The 15144-nt window shown below is 72.7% G+C and carries 13 protein-coding genes; 12 read left to right on the top strand and 1 reads right to left on the bottom strand.

Annotated features, from left to right (window positions below):
* Nucleotide 1 precedes the first annotated feature (1 nt).
* Complete coding sequence (locus tag FGW31_RS27010; protein WP_142196142.1) at nt 2-1531, bottom strand: aldehyde dehydrogenase (NADP(+)); 1530 nt, start codon at nt 1529-1531, stop codon at nt 2-4.
* Between the two features lie 141 nt (nt 1532-1672).
* On the opposite strand from FGW31_RS27010, the gene FGW31_RS27005 reads away from it, so the two are divergent.
* The 12 genes from FGW31_RS27005 to FGW31_RS26945 all read left to right on the top strand — a co-directional run bounded on the left by FGW31_RS27005 (nt 1673) and on the right by FGW31_RS26945 (nt 15139).
* Nucleotides 1673-2446: an IclR family transcriptional regulator gene (locus FGW31_RS27005; protein ID WP_142196141.1), complete on the top strand. Its 774-nt coding sequence runs from the start codon at nt 1673-1675 to the stop codon at nt 2444-2446.
* Between the two features lie 3 nt (nt 2447-2449).
* A complete protein-coding gene (locus FGW31_RS27000) occupies nt 2450-2923 on the top strand; it encodes a GNAT family N-acetyltransferase (protein WP_142196140.1) in 474 nt (157 codons plus the stop codon).
* A gap of 81 nt (nt 2924-3004) precedes the next feature.
* Nucleotides 3005-4015 carry a hypothetical protein gene (locus tag FGW31_RS26995; RefSeq protein ID WP_142196139.1) on the top strand — a complete coding sequence of 337 codons (1011 nt, stop codon included), beginning with the start codon at nt 3005-3007 and terminating at the stop codon, nt 4013-4015.
* The gene (locus tag FGW31_RS26990; RefSeq protein ID WP_142196138.1) at nt 4012-5262 is read left to right on the top strand and encodes a sensor histidine kinase; all 1251 of its coding nucleotides are present in this window, start codon (nt 4012-4014) and stop codon (nt 5260-5262) included. The genes FGW31_RS26995 and FGW31_RS26990 overlap by 4 nt, the downstream gene beginning before the upstream one ends.
* A gap of 31 nt (nt 5263-5293) precedes the next feature.
* Nucleotides 5294-5950: a response regulator transcription factor gene (locus tag FGW31_RS26985; RefSeq protein ID WP_142196137.1), complete on the top strand. Its 657-nt coding sequence runs from the start codon at nt 5294-5296 to the stop codon at nt 5948-5950.
* A gap of 93 nt (nt 5951-6043) precedes the next feature.
* The gene (locus tag FGW31_RS26980; protein ID WP_142196136.1) at nt 6044-7501 is read left to right on the top strand and encodes a penicillin-binding transpeptidase domain-containing protein; all 1458 of its coding nucleotides are present in this window, start codon (nt 6044-6046) and stop codon (nt 7499-7501) included.
* Nucleotides 7502-7793: 292 nt separating this feature from the next.
* Entirely contained in the window at nt 7794-8399 is a 606-nt protein-coding gene (locus FGW31_RS26975; protein WP_142196135.1) for a SigE family RNA polymerase sigma factor, read from the top strand.
* Nucleotides 8396-9229, top strand: coding sequence for a hypothetical protein (locus FGW31_RS26970; protein ID WP_142196134.1), 834 nt, complete (start codon nt 8396-8398; stop codon nt 9227-9229). The genes FGW31_RS26975 and FGW31_RS26970 overlap by 4 nt, the downstream gene beginning before the upstream one ends.
* A 373-nt stretch (nt 9230-9602) precedes the next feature.
* Nucleotides 9603-10199 (top strand): TetR/AcrR family transcriptional regulator, encoded by a 597-nt coding sequence (locus tag FGW31_RS26960; protein ID WP_142196133.1) that lies wholly within the window; start codon nt 9603-9605, stop codon nt 10197-10199.
* A gap of 85 nt (nt 10200-10284) precedes the next feature.
* The gene (locus tag FGW31_RS26955) at nt 10285-11514 is read left to right on the top strand and encodes an MFS transporter (protein WP_142196132.1); all 1230 of its coding nucleotides are present in this window, start codon (nt 10285-10287) and stop codon (nt 11512-11514) included.
* 343 nt (nt 11515-11857) lie between these two features.
* The gene (locus FGW31_RS26950; RefSeq protein ID WP_142196131.1) at nt 11858-12688 is read left to right on the top strand and encodes a pectate lyase; all 831 of its coding nucleotides are present in this window, start codon (nt 11858-11860) and stop codon (nt 12686-12688) included.
* Between the two features lie 207 nt (nt 12689-12895).
* A complete protein-coding gene (locus tag FGW31_RS26945) occupies nt 12896-15139 on the top strand; it encodes a family 43 glycosylhydrolase (RefSeq protein ID WP_142196130.1) in 2244 nt (747 codons plus the stop codon).
* The last annotated feature ends 5 nt before the right edge of the window (nt 15140-15144 follow it).

The following is a 15144-nucleotide window of genomic DNA, read 5'->3' as shown; positions in this document are numbered from 1 at the left end:
CTCAGCGCTCCAGCCGGCCGTTGAACCTGCGCGGCAGCCCCAGCGGGTTGTCGTCGCGCAGCTCCGGCGGCAGCAGCGCCTGAGGCGTGCCCTGGTAGACCACCGGCCGCAGCCACCGCTCGATGGCCGTGCCGCCCACCGACGTGGAGGTGGACGTGGTCGCCGGGTAGGGGCCGCCGTGGTGCTGGGCGGGGGCGACCGCGACGCCCGTCGGCCAGCCGTTCACCAGCACGCGGCCCGCCAGCGGCGTCAGTTCCCGCAGGAGTTCGGCGCCGCGGCCCTCACCGGCCGCCTCCTCGGCGGACAGCTGCACGGTCGCCGTGAGGTTGCCCGGCAGCCGCGACAGCACGGCGCGCACCTCGGCGTCGTCCTGGTAGCGGGCGACGACGGTGACCGGGCCGAAGCACTCCTCCAGGAGCAGGTCGTGCTCGCCCTCCTCGGCGAGCCGGCCCGCCGGGACGGTGAGGAAGCCGGCGCTGACCGTGTGCTCGCCGCCCGCGCCCGGGGTGACCGGGGACTCCACGTCGGGCAGCTGGGCGCGCTCGGCGACCCCGGCGACGAAGTTGTCGCGCATCCGGTGGTCGAGCAGGACGCCGGCGTCGGTGTCGCTGACGGCCTCCGTCAGCGACTTGACCAGCCGGTCACCGGCCTCGCCCGCCGGCGCCAGGACCAGGCCCGGCTTCACGCAGAACTGGCCGACGCCCAGCGTCATCGAACCGGCCAGCCCGGCGCCGATCGCCTCGCCGCGCTCGGCGGCGGCGGCCTCGGTGACCACGACCGGGTTCAGGGAGCCCAGCTCGCCGTGGAACGGGATCGGGACGGGCCGGGCGGCGGCCGCGTCGAAGAGGGCGCGTCCGCCGCGCACGGAACCGGTGAAGCCGGCCGCCGTGACCAGCGGGTGCTTGATCAGCTCGATGCCGGCCTCGAAGCCGTGGACCAGGCCGAGCACGCCGTCGGGGATGCCGTGCCGGGCGGCGGCCCGGCGCAGCACCTTGGCGACCAGCTCGGACAGGCCGGGGTGGTCGGGGTGGGACTTGACGACGACCGGGCAGCCGGCCGCCAGCGCGCTCGCGGTGTCGCCGCCGGGCACGGAGAAGGCGAACGGGAAGTTGGACGCCGAGTAGACGGCGACGACACCCAGCGGGATCTTGTAACGGCGCAGGTCCGGCACGGGCGGGGTCGCGGTGTCGTCGGGGTGGTTGATGACGACGTCCAGGAAGGCGCCCTCGTCGACGATGTCGGCGAAGGCGCGCAGCTGGTAGCAGGTGCGGGCGAGCTCGCCGGTCAGCCGTACGGGGCCGAGCGCGGTCTCCGCGTCGGCGGCCTCGACGAGCTGGTCCCGGGCCGCCTCGAGCTCGTCGGCGGCCGTGCGCAGGAAGGCCGCCCGGACGGTCCGGTCCGTCAGCGCGTCGCGCGCCTCGTGCGCGGCGCGGACGGCGGCGTCCACCTCCTGGGCTGTGGCCTCCACCGCAACCTGTTCACGCTGCTTCCCGGTTCGGGGGTCGACACTCCAGACTGGTGCTGCTGCCACCGCGGGTCCCTCCATTGATTGCCGCATCGAATGCCGCAGTATGTGCGTCATCCATCAGGGGCGTTCGATATACTGAACGCTGTCTCTGTTGATGAATGTGTGATGGAGACTATTTCCCGGCGAACGAAGGGGTCAAGGGCGATGTCGGCTGGCGAGACGGGCGGCGGGGCACAGGTGAAGTCCGCGGTGCGGACCGTTGAACTGCTCGAATACTTCGCCGGGCGTCCCGGTATGCACTCCCTGGCGGCGGTCCAGGAGGCCGTCGGCTACCCCAAGTCGAGCCTCTACATGCTGCTGCGCACGCTCGTGGACCTCGGATGGGTGGAGACGGACGCGACGGGCACGCGCTACGGCATCGGCGTGCGGGCGCTGCTCGTCGGCACGTCGTACATCGACGGCGACGAGGTGGTCGCGGCGGCCCGCCCGACCCTGGACCGGCTCTCCGACGACACCACGGAGACCATCCACCTCGCCCGGCTCGACGGCACCAACGTCGTCTATCTGGCCACCCGCCAGTCGCAGCACTACCTGCGCCCGTTCACCCGGGTCGGCCGCCGGCTGCCCGCGCACTCCACGTCGCTCGGCAAGGCCCTGCTCAGCACCTACACGGACGAGCAGGTGCGCAAGATGCTCCCGGAGACGCTGCCCGCCCTGACCGAGAACACCATCACCGACCGGGAGAAGCTCATCGAGGAGCTGCACCTGGTGCGGGAGCAGGGCTTCGCCGTGGACCGCGAGGAGAACACGCTGGGCCTGCGCTGCTTCGGCGTGGCGATCCCGTACCGCACGCCCGCGCGGGACGCGATCAGCTGCTCGGTGCCGGTGGCGCGGCTCACGCCCGCGCACGAGCAGATGGTCAAGGACGCACTGTTCGACGCGCGGGACCGGCTGACCCTGGCCACCCGTAGGCTCTGAGCCATGGACATCGCGTTGCGGCCCGTGCACGACAGCGATCTGCCGGTCTTCCACCGGCTGCTCAACGACCCGGAGGCGCTGCGCATGGCCGCCTTCACTCCCGAGGACCCGGCCGACCGGGACGCCTTCGACGCGCACTGGGCCCGCATCCGCAGCTCACCGGAGATCGTGGCGCGCACGGTGCTCGGCGACGGCGACGTGGTGGGCCACGCGTCGGTGTACGGCGAACCGGGCGAGCGCGAGGTGACGTACTGGATCGACCGCGCCCACTGGGGCAAGGGCGTCGCCACCGCCGCGCTGCGCGGTCTGCTGGCGGAGGTGACCGAGCGCCCGCTGTACGCGCGCGTCGCCGCGGACAACGCGGGCTCGCTGCGGGTGCTGCGGCGGTGCGGTTTCGAGGTCTCCGCGCACACCACCGGGTACGCGCCCGCGCGGCGCGCGGAGATCGAGGAACTCGTGCTGACGCTGGACGGCTGAGGCGGTCCTCCCCCGTGCGGCGGAGGCGGATCGTCGCCGCGCAGGAGGTGCCGGCGGGCGGCCGGACGCGAGGCTGGGGGCATGTCGCAGACCCTCGCCCCCGCCGTGGCCGCCGCCGGCCCGCCGCTGCCCCGTACCCGCAGGCTGCTGCGGGCCGTCGCCGTCGTGGCCTGCCTGCCGTACCTCACCCTGAAGACCCTCTGGGTGGCCGGGAGTCGGCTCGGCATCCCGCCGGGCAGCCCGCTGCTGGAGCACGGCACCGCACTGGTCGTCGCCAACGTCGTCACGGTCGCGATGGACGGCGCCGTGATCGTGCTCGCGCTGCTGCTGACCCGGCCGTGGGGCCGCGCGGTACCGGCGTGGCTGCTGGTGGCGCCGATGTGGATCGCGACCGGGCTGCTGGCGCCGGTCATGGCCGGCTATCCGCTGCAGTTGCTGGTGCGCGCGTTCGGCGCGAGCGCCGCGGGCACCTCCGGCGGCGGCGAGCCGTTCCTGGAGGAGTGGGTGTTCGCCGTCGTCTACGGCGGCTTCATCGTCCAGGGCCTGGCGCTGGGCGCGCTGTTCCGGCTGTACGCCCGGGACCGCTGGGGCCATCTGTGGCGCGGCCGGCTGTGCGACGTGCCCGCCGGCGCGGCGGACGCGGCGCAGCGGGCCGCCGCGGTGGCGGCCGCCGTGCTGGCGCTTTTCCCGCTGACGCTGCGGGCGCTGTGGGCCGCGGGCGGCACGACGGGGCTGAGCGCGGGCGTCGTCGCGGAGCGCGGCAGCGACTTCCACGTCCTGGAGTCCCTGTACGTGGTCTACCTCCTGGCCGCGGTCGCCGGCGGTCTGCTGCTGGCGTTCCGGCGGACTCCCGCGCTGCCGGTGCGGGTGCCGCTCGTCCTCGCCGGCATCGGCTCGGGTGCCGTGGCCTGCTGGGGCGGCTGGATGGCGGCGGCCGCCCTGGTCACCGGAGGGGATCCGGCCGACCGGCCGACGGGACTGATGCTGCTGGCCTACGCTGGCCAGATGATCGTCGGCCTGCTCGTCGCCCTCGTCGCCGCCCGCTTCCTCGCGGCGCGCTCCGCCGGCGCCGTGCGGCGCCCGGCGACGTGAGGGCCGTCGCCCGGCCGCTGTTCGGCCGGCGGGCGCGGCTGCGCTGGATCCATCTGATCCTGGGCGGCGCGCTCGCCATGCCGTACGTCCTGGTCGGCGCGATCGTCGTCGGTCCCGTGGCCGGTTCCACCGACGTCTTCTCGTCGTTCCCGCTGCAACTGTCCTCGTTCGCCGTCGGGTTGCCGCTGGCCGCCGTCACCTCCCTGTTCCCGCTGACCCGGCCGCTGGAGAGCGCCGCCGTGCGCTGGCTGTGCGGGGTGGACGCGGACCGGCTCGCCGACGGGCCCGCCCGCGGCCGGGCCGCCAAGGTCCGTACGGCGCTGTGGTTCACGCTGCACCTGGCGTTCGGCGGGATCGTCGCGGGAATGTCGCTGGCGGTGCCGCCGTTCGCGGCCGTGCTCGTCGTGATGCCGCTCACCGCGGGGGTGTTCGGCGACCGGCTCGGGTTCCCCGAGGTGTTCGGCCAGCCGTGGGCGATGGCGCTCGCGCCGGTCGCGGGCGTGGCCTCGCTGCTCGCGCTGGCGGGCTGCGCGGCGGGCGCCGGGGCGCTGCTGGCCCGCTGGGCGCCCGCGCTGCTCGGCCCCACGCCGGAGGACCGGCTGGCCGCCGCCGAGGCGCGCGCCGCCGACCTCGCGGTGCGCAACCGGCTGGCGCGGGAGCTGCACGACTGCGTCGGCCACGCGCTGAGCGCGGTGACCCTCCAGGCGGGCGCGGCGCGCCGGGTCCTGGACGCCGATCCGGAGTTCGTGCGCGAGGCCCTCGCGGCGATCGAGGAGACCACCCGGCGCACCGTCGGCGAACTCGACACGGTGCTCGGTGTGCTGCGCGACGGCGACGGCCCCGGCACCGCGCCGGCGCCGACGCTCGCCGCCGACCTGGACGGTCTGCTGCGCCGCACCCGGGCGGGCGGGCTGACGGTGACGGCCGAGGTCGCGGCGCCGCTGGAGGCACTGCCGCCGGTGCTGTCCCGGGAGGCGTACCGCATCGTGCAGGAGGGGCTGAGCAACGCGCTGCGGCACGCCGACGAGGGAGCGGGCGTGGCCGTGCGCGTGGAGGTGCGCGCGGGCCACCTGGAACTCACCGTGGACAACCCCCTCCCGTCCGTTCCCGCCACCCGGCCCGGCGGCGGCCACGGCCTGCCCGGCATCGAGTCCCGCGCCCGCGTCCTCGGCGGCACCGCCCACGCGGGCCCGGTCCGCGACACCTGGCGGCTGCACGTCCGCCTGCCGCTGCGGGCGACCTTGTGACCCGACCGTCCCGCCGCCTCCAGGGAGTTCCATGACCACCCCGATCCGTGTCGTCCTCGCCGACGACGAGCGCATGGTGCGCACCGCACTGCGGGCGATCCTGTCCGCCGAACCGGACCTGGAGGTGGTCGGCGAGGCGGCCACCGGCGCGGAGGCGGTGGCCGTGGTGCGGGAGCTGCGGCCCGACGTGGTGCTGATGGACGTCCGGATGCCGCAGGTCGACGGCATCCGCGCCACCGAGCGGATCCTCGCCGACCTGGCGGAGCCGCCGCGGATCGTCGTCGTCACGACCTTCGAGAACGACTCGTACGTGTACGACGCCCTGCGCGCGGGGGCGGCCGGGTTCCTGCTGAAGCGGGCGGACGCGGACGCGCTCGTCGGTGCGGTGCGGCTGGTGGCGCGCAGCGACACCCTGCTGTTCCCGGCGGCGGTCCGGGCGCTGGCCACCGAGCACGCGCGGGCCCGCCCCGCGCCTGCGGCGTGGGTGGCGCGGCTGACCGGGCGGGAGAGCGAGGTGCTGCGGCTCATGGCGGCCGGGCTGACCAACGCGGAGATCGCGCGGCGGATGGAGGTGGGTGCCGCGACGGTGAAGACGCACGTGGCCTCCGTACTGGCGAAGACGGGCGCCCGGGACCGCACCCAGGCGGTCATCGCGGCCTACGAATCCGGGTTCCTGCGCGACGCGTGACCCACCGGGTGAACGCCTGTTCCATGAACACCCGATGAGAAAACGGGTCGGACGGGAACGATTCACCCGGCCCCGCTCGTCTGTCCGGACGCGATGAACAAGACGATCAGGCGTGCCGCGGTCTTCACGCTGCTGCTGGTGTTCGCCCTGCTGATCAGGGCGACCTGGGTGCAGTTCTACGAGGGCCGGGCACTGGCGGACGACCAGGACAACCGGCGCAACGCGATCGAGACGTACGCGGAGCCGCTGGGCGACATCGTCGTGGCCGGTGAGCCGATCACCGGCTCGGCGCGGACGAAGAGCGGCGACCTCGCCCACAAGCGCACCTACGACGACGGCCCGCTGTACGCGGCGGTGACGGGCTACGCCTCGCAGTCGTACGCGCCGACGCAGCTGGAGGGCATCTACGCGGACCTGCTCAACGGCACGGACCCGCGGCTGCGGACGGTCATGGACACCGTGACCGACGGGCGGGCCGAGCCGGGCACCGTGGTGACGACCATCGACCCGGTGGTGCAGAAGGCGGCGTACGAGGCGCTCGGCGACAAGAAGGGCGCGGCCGTCGCGATCGACCCGAGGACCGGCCGGATCCTCGCCGCCGTGTCGACCCCGTCGTACGACCCGACGGCGCTGACCGACGCCAACACGGCGGGCGAGGCGTGGGAGAAGCTCAACGCGGACCCGGACAAGCCGCTCGTCAACCGGGCGCTGCGCCGGCCGCTGCCGCCGGGTTCGACGTTCAAGCTGGTGGTCGCGGCGGCGGCGCTGGAGGACGGCCTGTACGCGTCGGTGGACGAGCGGACCGACAGCCCCGACCCGTACCGGCTGCCGGGCACGGTCACGGACCTCGGCAACGAGAACCCGAACGCGCCCTGCGAGAACGCCTCGATCCGCGTCGGCCTCCAGTACTCCTGCAACAACGTCTTCGCGAAGATGGCGGTGGACCTGGGCCAGGACAAGGTGCGGGCGATGGCCGAGGAGTTCGGCTTCAACGACGCGACGCAGGACGTGCCGGTGCGCGCCCACACCAGCGTGTACCCCTCGGACATGGAGCCGTCGCAGACCGCGCAGACCGGAATCGGCCAGTTCGACGTGACCGCGACCCCGCTCCAGATCGCCATGGTGTCGGCGGTGCTGGCCAACGACGGGGAGCTGGTGTCGCCCCACATGGTGAGCCGGATCACCGACGGCGGCGGCGACGTGCTGAAGGACTACGACGACGAGTCCACGACGCGGCGGATCGTCAGTTCCTCGACCGCCGAGCAGCTCACGTCGGCGATGCAGACGGTCGTCGACGAGGGCACGGGGTCGAACGCGCAGATGGCCGGGGCCACCGTGGGCGGCAAGACCGGTACCGCCCAGCACGGCGAGAACAACAGCAAGACGCCGTACGCCTGGTTCACCTCGTACGCCGAGTCGGACGCCACCGGCGAGGAGGTCGCCGTGGCGGTCGTGGTGGAGCAGTCCGACGCGGCCCGCTCGGAGGTCAGCGGCAACGGCCTGGCGGCCCCGGTCGCCAAGGCGGCGATGGAAGCGGCGCTCGCGGACTGAACTTCCGCTGCCGCACAGGCGTCTGACACGACGGGCCCGCCCCCTCCCCCCGGGGCGGGCCCGTCGTCGTGCGGGCGCGGCCCCTTGACGCCGGGCGTCCTGCCGTCGAAGTTGGGGTTCAAGTGCCGACCAGCCAGACATTGTTCGGCCCTCCGTACGAACCCGCGAAAGATCACTGATACGCTCCGGAACCCGCGCCGGTCCACTCCGGACGTTCACATGTCGTCTACATGACACGCCCTGCTTCGGTGCCCGGTCGGGCGCCCGACGCCGCTGCGAGGGGAGGTCGCCCGTGGGCACCGTCGTCGACGATGCCGCCTCCGTGGAGTTCCACGCGTTCTTCGAACGCCACTACGCCGAACTGTCCCGGCTGGCCCATCTGCTGACCGGTGAGCCGGACACCGCCGACGATCTGGCGGCGGACGCGCTGCTGGCCCTGTGGCACCGCTGGGACCGGGTCCGCGCCGCCGACCATCCGGCGGCCTACGCCCGGGGCGTGGTGGCCAATCTGGCCCACACCAGGATCCGCAGCGCGGTGCGCGAGCGCCGGCGGATCGCGCTGTTCTTCACGCCGCGCGAGGAACGGACGGAGAACCCCGACGTGCCCGGCGTGGTGGACGTGCAGGAGGCGCTGCGCCGGCTGCCGTTCCGCAAGCGGGCGTGTGTGGTGCTGCGGCACGCCTTCGACCTGTCGGAGAAGGACACCGCACTCGCCCTCGGCATCTCGGTGGGTACCGTGAAGAGCCAGACCTCGAAGGCGATGGCGGAACTGCAGCGGCTGCTGGGCACGCAGGAGGTGCCCCGGCGGGTGCACGCGGCGGTGTCCGCGCCCGCTCGCGGGAACGGGGTCGGCAGCCTGCGCGAACGGGCCGACGGGGCCACGGGAAGGGACCGGTGACGATGCGGCGGGACGTGCACGAGGAGCTGCGCGCCCGGCTGCACGAGGCGGCCGGCGCGCACGAGCCCGACCGGGAGCGCATCCTGGCCCGGGTGGAGCGCGGCATGGCCGGTCCGGCCCGGACCGGCCACCGGGCCGTGCACCGGCCGGTGTTCGGCTGGCTGCGGGTGGCGGGCGCGACGGCGGCGGTGGCCGGCGTGCTGGCGTTGGGCGGGTACGCGGTCGCGTCCGCGGTGAAGGGCGAGGAGGCTCCCCCGCAGCGGCAGGTGGCGGTCTCGCCGACGCCCACGCCGTCCCCGGAGGCGACGAGCCGGCCGCCCGAGCCGCCGGCGGACCGCTCACCGGACCCGACGGCCGGCCCCCTGGACGACGCCACCGCCCCGGCCGGCACGCCGGGCCCCTCGGGCGGCGACGCCCGGCCGCCGGCCGGCGTCGAGGACGGGCCGCTGTGGTCGGACGGCTCGGTCGACCCGCACAGCAACGAGTTCTGGGCGCAGAGCAATGTGACGCTGAGGACGCGTACCGAACTGACCGCGCTCACCGTGCGGTTGCGCATCGAGCAGACCGGCGGGGTGTCCTCCACGGGGGCCTGGCGGTCCCTGCCCGAGGACGACTTCGCGCTCACCGTCGCGGAGCGGGACGGCTTCCTCGTCTACACGTGGACGCTCAAGGAGGGCCGCACCGTCGCGCCGGGCGAGTGGGTGTTCGCGGGCCAGTACAACCACGAGCGCGGCGGCCGGGACGCGGGCGGCGACACCTACACGGCGACGGCCGCCGCCGGGGCCGCACGGGTGGCGGTGGGCGGCGACTTCGCGGCGCACGACGACTAGTGCCGCATCGGGCGACGTTCGCCCAGGTCGCGACCCGCCGGCACCGCTTCGTCGTCAGGTGCGGGGAGCAGGTGTCGCAGACGATCGCGACGCGTGCCTCCCTCCGGTGCAGCGAGCGCGGGCAGCGGCAGTGGGCTGGAGGTCGAGCGGGTTGAACTCGTCCGCGCAGAGGACGACTTCGGGTTCGCCTTCCCGGTACGGCCCTGGGCCCGCCGCCAGGTCACCGCCAAGCCGGTGCCCGTGCGGATGATCCGCAGCAACCGCCCGACCGCTTCGCCGTCGACCTCCCGGACCTGCACACGGTCGGCCGCAGTGGCAGTGGGCTCCCCCAGGAGTATTGCAACGCACGGTCCAAAACGGCTAAGGTCCCACCATGGCCCGACCGAGGACGTTCGACGAGGATGGCGCCCTGGACGCGGCGATGCGCACGTTCTGGGAGAAGGGCTACGAGGCCACCTCCACACAGGACCTGTGCGACGCCACAGGGCTGGGGCGCAGCAGTATCTACAACACGTTCAAGAGCAAGCACGACCTCTTCGAGCGCGCACTCTCCCGTTACATCGACTCCATGACGACCTCCCAGCTGGCCGTGATGGAGGACACGCGGCTCAGCGCCGCCGAACGGCTGCGCACCCTGTTCGCCATGGTCGTCGACGCCGAGACCGCACACCGGACGGGCGGACGCGGCCCCGGCTGTCTGACCGTGAACACCACGGTCGAGCTGGTCGCCCGGGACCCGCAGGCGGCGGACATGCTGGAGCGCGACACACGGCGTCGGCTGACGGCACTGCGCGCGGTGCTCGAGGAGGGGCAGCGGGACGGCAGCATCACATCCCCTCGCGACGCCGGGGCACTTGCCCGCTTCGTCAACGCGGCGATCGCCGGCATGCGCATCTCCAGCCAGGGCGGCGCCGACCGGGCCGCACTGGAGTCGATCGCCGACATCACCTTGGACGCACTCACCGGCTGACGGCACACACCACCGGAGGCCGCGCCGAAGCACACCCGAGTTTTGAACTGATCAATCCATAATGAACCTCGAAGGAGCACGAACCGTGCCTCGTGCCGTTTACGTCCTGGCACTCGGCATCTTCGCCATGGTGACCAGCGAGTTCGTGGTCGCCGGGCTGATGCCGCAGATGGCCGAAGGACTGAACACGACCGTCTCCCGGATCGGCTACCTCATCACCGCCTTCGCGGTGGCCATGGCCGCCGGCGGCCCCTTCCTGACCGCGGCCCTGATGCGGTTCCCACCGCGTACGGCGCTGATGGTGCTGTTCACCGTCTTCCTCACCGGCAACGTCCTGGCCGCCACCGCGACCGGCTACGGCACGATGATGGCCGCGCGGATCATCACCGGCATCGCCTCCCAGGCATTCTTCGGCGTGGGCATCTCGATGTGCGCCCAGATCACCCGCCCCGAGATCCGTGGCCGCGCGATCGCCGTCGCGATGAACGGCCTCATGCTCGGCACCTTGCTCGGGCTGCCCGTCTCCACCCTGGTCGGCGAACGGTTCGGCTGGCGCGCCGCGTTCTGGACCATCACCCTGATCACCGTGATCGCGGCCGTGGCCACCCTGTTCGGCGTGCCCCGCATCGAGCGGGCGGAGGGCGGCGGCGGATTCCGCCAGGAGGCCGGCGTCTTCAGGAAGCCCAGGATGTGGCTGGTGCTGTCCAGCAGCACACTGATCATCGGTGCCACCTTCTCCGCCTTCAGCTATTTCAACCCCATCCTCACCGGCGTCACCGGCTTCTCCACCGGCACCGTCCCCCTGCTGCTCGTCGCCTACGGCGCCGCCACCGTGATCGGCAACAGCGTCGTCGGCCGCTTCGCCGACGGGCACACCGTCCCGGTGCTCGCCGTCGGCCTCGCCCTCAACACGGTGTTCCTCACGGGCTTCGCCCTCCTCGCCGACGTGCCCGCCGCGGCCGTCATCTGCATGATGGGCATCGGTTTGGCCGGCGTCACCATGAACCCGGCCATGGTGACCCGCGTCCAGCGCACCGGCAACGCCGGACCGCTGGTCAACACCGTGCACTCCTCCTTCATCACCCTCGGCATCATCCTCGGTTCCTCCATCGGCGCCGTGGTGATCGAAACCTGGGGCCTGCGCGCTCCGCTCTGGCTCGGCGCGGTCCTGGCGCTGGTCGGCCTGGCCACCGTCCTTCCCGACCTCGCCCACCGCCCCGCCCCGGCTGCCGGCCCCGCCCCCTTGTCCGCCCTGCCCGACGAAGGGACGGGTGCGCACCCGTCGAGCAGTCGGCAAGGCAGCGGCAGCAGTTGACGGCTGCGGCGACGTCGGTGAAAGCAACGAAGTGCTCCGCCGTGCACTCGGAACGGCCCCGGGCGTGAAGGTGGAAGCCGTCGAGGCCGAGGAAGTGCGGGCAGCGACCAGTCGTGGAGCCGCTCGCGACTTCCTCGATCCGGTCAGGAGTCGGCCACGCGACCCCGTCGCGCCAGGCGAACCGATCGGACGTCACGCGAGCACCCGTCCGACCTCGTGACGCTCCCCACTCGAACGAAGGCACGCGGCAGGGCCGCGGAAAAAGATCGCGGACGGCGGCAACCCCGTCGGCCCCGGCGGCGACCAGAAGACGCAAACACCCCCCGCACGCAAGGACATTGCGATGACTGCACAACCCGAACAGCGCGCCTCCCACCGCCGCCGCAGCACCAGGCGGCGGGCCGTGATCGCCGGTGTCTCCGCGCTCGGCCTCACGGGCGCGGCGATCGTCACCTCGTCGATGCTGTCCACCGCGGGCGCCGCCGCCTCCTGGCCCTCCGACACCGGCAGCAAGCCGGTCTCGAAGACCGTCCCCGTCTCCGGCGTCCACGACGGCGGCATGAAGAAGTACTACGGCACCGGCGACCTCGGCGGCGACGGCCAGGACGAGGGCCAGGACCCGATCTTCGAGCTGGCCGACGGCGCCACGCTGAAGAACGTGATCATCGGCACCCCGGCCGCCGACGGCGTGCACTGCAAGGGCAGTTGCACGCTTGAGAACGTGTGGTGGCTGGACGTCGGCGAGGACGCCGCCAGCTTCAAGGGCACGTCGTCGTCGGCGCAGTACCGGGTGGTCGGCGGCGGCGCGAGGAAGGCCGACGACAAGGTGCTCCAGTTCAACGGCGCCGGCACGCTCACGGTGAGCGGCTTCCAGGTGGAGGACTTCGGCAAGCTGGTGCGCTCCTGCGGCAACTGCAAGAAGCAGTACAAGCGCACGATCGTGCTGAAGGACATCGACGTCACCGCGCCCGGCAAGTCTCTGGTCGGCATCAACACCAACTACGGCGACACGGCCACGCTGTCGGAGATCCGCATCCACGGCGACAGCAAGAAGAAGATCAAGACCTGCACCCGCTACGAGGGCAACAACTCGGGCAAGGAGCCGAAGGACCTCGGCTCGGGCCCGGACGGAAAGTACTGCACGTTCTCGGCCTCGGACATCAGCTACGACTGAGCCCGCCGAGCACGTGAACCAAGGGCGCCCCGCCGGTCGGAACCGGCGGGGCGCTCCCGCTTGTCCGAGGCTGCGAACAGCGAAAACAGCCGAAAACTTTCGGTGCGTCCGGCCCCCGACGCACCGGTTGACGGCCCCCGCTCCACTGGTGACACTCCGAGGGCACGCCAACCCAACAGAATCCCTCACACTCCGACAGGAAGCCTCATGCGCCGCCTCATCGCCCGCCGCACGCTTCTCGTCCCCCGGCTCCCGTCCCTCGCCGCCCGGGCCTGCCTCGCGGCCCTCGCTCTCCTGCTCACCCTCCTCGCCGCCCCGCCGGCCACCGCACACCCCGGAGCACCGCCCGTGAAGCAGCCCACGTACGCCGGCTACCTCTTCGCCTACTTCACCGGCGAGGGCACCGCGGACGGCGAGCAGATCCGCTACGCCCTCAGCCGCGGCAACGACGCCCTGCACTGGCGCGAACTGAACGGCGGCGAGCCGGTGCTGACGTCGACCATCGGCGAGAAGGGGCTGCGCGACCCGTTCGTGATCCGCTCCCCCGAGGGCGACCGGTTCTACATGATCGCCACCGACCTGCGGATGTACCGGAACAGCAGCGGCAGCTGGGACGAGGTCCAGCGGCACGGCAGCAAGTCGATCATGGTGTGGGAGTCCACCGACCTGGTCCACTGGACCGACCAGCGCCTGGTCGAGGTCTCCCCCGACAACGCGGGCAACACCTGGGCGCCGGAGGCCTACTGGGACGACGAACTCGACGCCTACGTCGTCTTCTGGGCGTCCAAGCTGTACGCCGACGACGACCCGGACCACACCGGCTCGACGTACAACAGGATGCTGTACGCGACCACGAAGGACTTCCGCACGTTCAGCGAGCCGAAGATCTGGAACGACCCGGGCTACTCGGTCATCGACTCCACCGTCGTCCGGCACGACGACACCTACTACCGCTACACCAAGGACGAACGCGACCCGTCCTCCGGCTCGCCCTGCTCCAAGTTCATCACCGGCGAGAAGTCCACCTCGCTGACCGACACCTCCTACGACTTCGTCTCCGACTGCATCGGCCGCGGCGCCATGGAGCGGGGCGAGGGGCCGACGGTGTTCAAGTCGAACACCGAGGAGAAGTGGTACCTGTTCGTCGACGAGTACGGCGGCCGGGGCTACCTCCCCTTCGAGACCACCGACCTCGCCTCCGGCACGTGGACCCCGTCGACGGACTACCAACTGCCCGCGAGCCCGCGGCACGGCACCGTCATCCCGGTCACGCAGGCCGAGTACGACCGACTGCTCGCCGCCTACCCGCGGAGCCCCACGTCGATCGTGGACGCCACCGCGCCCGGCCAGAAGGGGTACGCGGTCGTCAGCGAGGAGACCGGCAAGGTGGTCCTGCCGATGGAACCGGACGCGGACCTGCGGCGCCTCGCGCCGACCCTGTGGACCGGCGAGGGCGCGACGGTCAGCCCGAGGGCCGGTGCCCGCCGTGACTTCCGCGCGCCGCAGACGTACACGGTGACGGCCGCCGACGGCACCCGGCGCACCTGGACCGTCGAGGCGGTGCCCACCCGCAGTCCCGTCCTGCCCGGCCTCAACGCCGACCCCGACGTGCGGTACCTGGACGGCCGCTACTGGATCTACCCGACGACCGACGGCTTCCCGGGCTGGGGCGGCACGCGGTTCAAGGCCTACTCGTCGAAGGACCTGGTGCACTGGACGGACCACGGCGTGATCCTGGACCTCGGGCCGGACGTGTCCTGGGCCGACCGGAACGCCTGGGCGCCGGCGATCGCCGAACGCGACGGCAGGTACTACTTCTACTTCTGCGCCGAACAGCAGATCGGCGTGGCGGTGGCCGACGCGCCGGCCGGCCCGTTCAAGGACGCGCTGGGCGAACCACTCATCGGCAAGGGGCAGTTCAGCGGCCAGATGATCGACCCGGCCGTGTTCACCGACGACGACGGCCGCTCGTACCTGTACTGGGGCAACGGGCGCGGCTACGTGGTCCCGCTCCACGACGACATGGTGTCCTTCGACGCCTCGCGGGTGAAGGACATCACCCCGACGGACTTCCGCGAGGGCTCCTTCGTGGTGAAGCGCCACGGCACCTACTACTTCATGTGGTCCGAGGACGACACCCGCAGCGAGAACTACCACGTGGCCTACGCGACCGGGCCGTCCCCGCTCGGCCCGTGGACCGAGCGGGGCACCATCCTGTCCAAGCGCCCCGAGTACGGCATCCTCGGCACCGGCCACCACTCCGTGGTCAACGCCCCCGGCACCGACGACTGGTACGTCGTCTACCACCGGTTCGCGCTGAACGGCCCCGGCCGGCCCGGCGGCGACGGCACCCACCGGGAGACCACCGTCGACCGCCTGGAGTTCGCGGCCGACGGCAGCATCGAACCCGTGGTGCCCACCCTGGAGTCGGTCCGGCCGGTACGGCACTGAGCCGC

Origin of the sequence: Streptomyces calvus, assembly GCF_006782915.1 — a bacterium.
Classification (GTDB): domain Bacteria; phylum Actinomycetota; class Actinomycetes; order Streptomycetales; family Streptomycetaceae; genus Streptomyces; species Streptomyces calvus.
The sequence above is the reverse complement of the archived record's forward strand: the minus strand, read 5'-3'. Positions and strand labels throughout refer to the sequence as shown.

What these genes read in the sequence shown, in the direction of transcription:
- FGW31_RS26980 (WP_142196136.1), top strand. Translation starts at nt 6,044, where the DNA reads ATGAACAAGACGATCAGGCGTGCCGCGGTCTTCACGCTGCTGCTGGTG.
- FGW31_RS26960 (WP_142196133.1), top strand. Translation starts at nt 9,603, where the DNA reads ATGGCCCGACCGAGGACGTTCGACGAGGATGGCGCCCTGGACGCGGCG.
- FGW31_RS26985 (WP_142196137.1), top strand. Translation starts at nt 5,294, where the DNA reads ATGACCACCCCGATCCGTGTCGTCCTCGCCGACGACGAGCGCATGGTG.
- FGW31_RS27000 (WP_142196140.1), top strand. Translation starts at nt 2,450, where the DNA reads ATGGACATCGCGTTGCGGCCCGTGCACGACAGCGATCTGCCGGTCTTC.
- FGW31_RS26995 (WP_142196139.1), top strand. Translation starts at nt 3,005, where the DNA reads ATGTCGCAGACCCTCGCCCCCGCCGTGGCCGCCGCCGGCCCGCCGCTG.
- FGW31_RS26950 (WP_142196131.1), top strand. Translation starts at nt 11,858, where the DNA reads ATGACTGCACAACCCGAACAGCGCGCCTCCCACCGCCGCCGCAGCACC.
- FGW31_RS26945 (WP_142196130.1), top strand. Translation starts at nt 12,896, where the DNA reads ATGCGCCGCCTCATCGCCCGCCGCACGCTTCTCGTCCCCCGGCTCCCG.
- FGW31_RS27005 (WP_142196141.1), top strand. Translation starts at nt 1,673, where the DNA reads ATGTCGGCTGGCGAGACGGGCGGCGGGGCACAGGTGAAGTCCGCGGTG.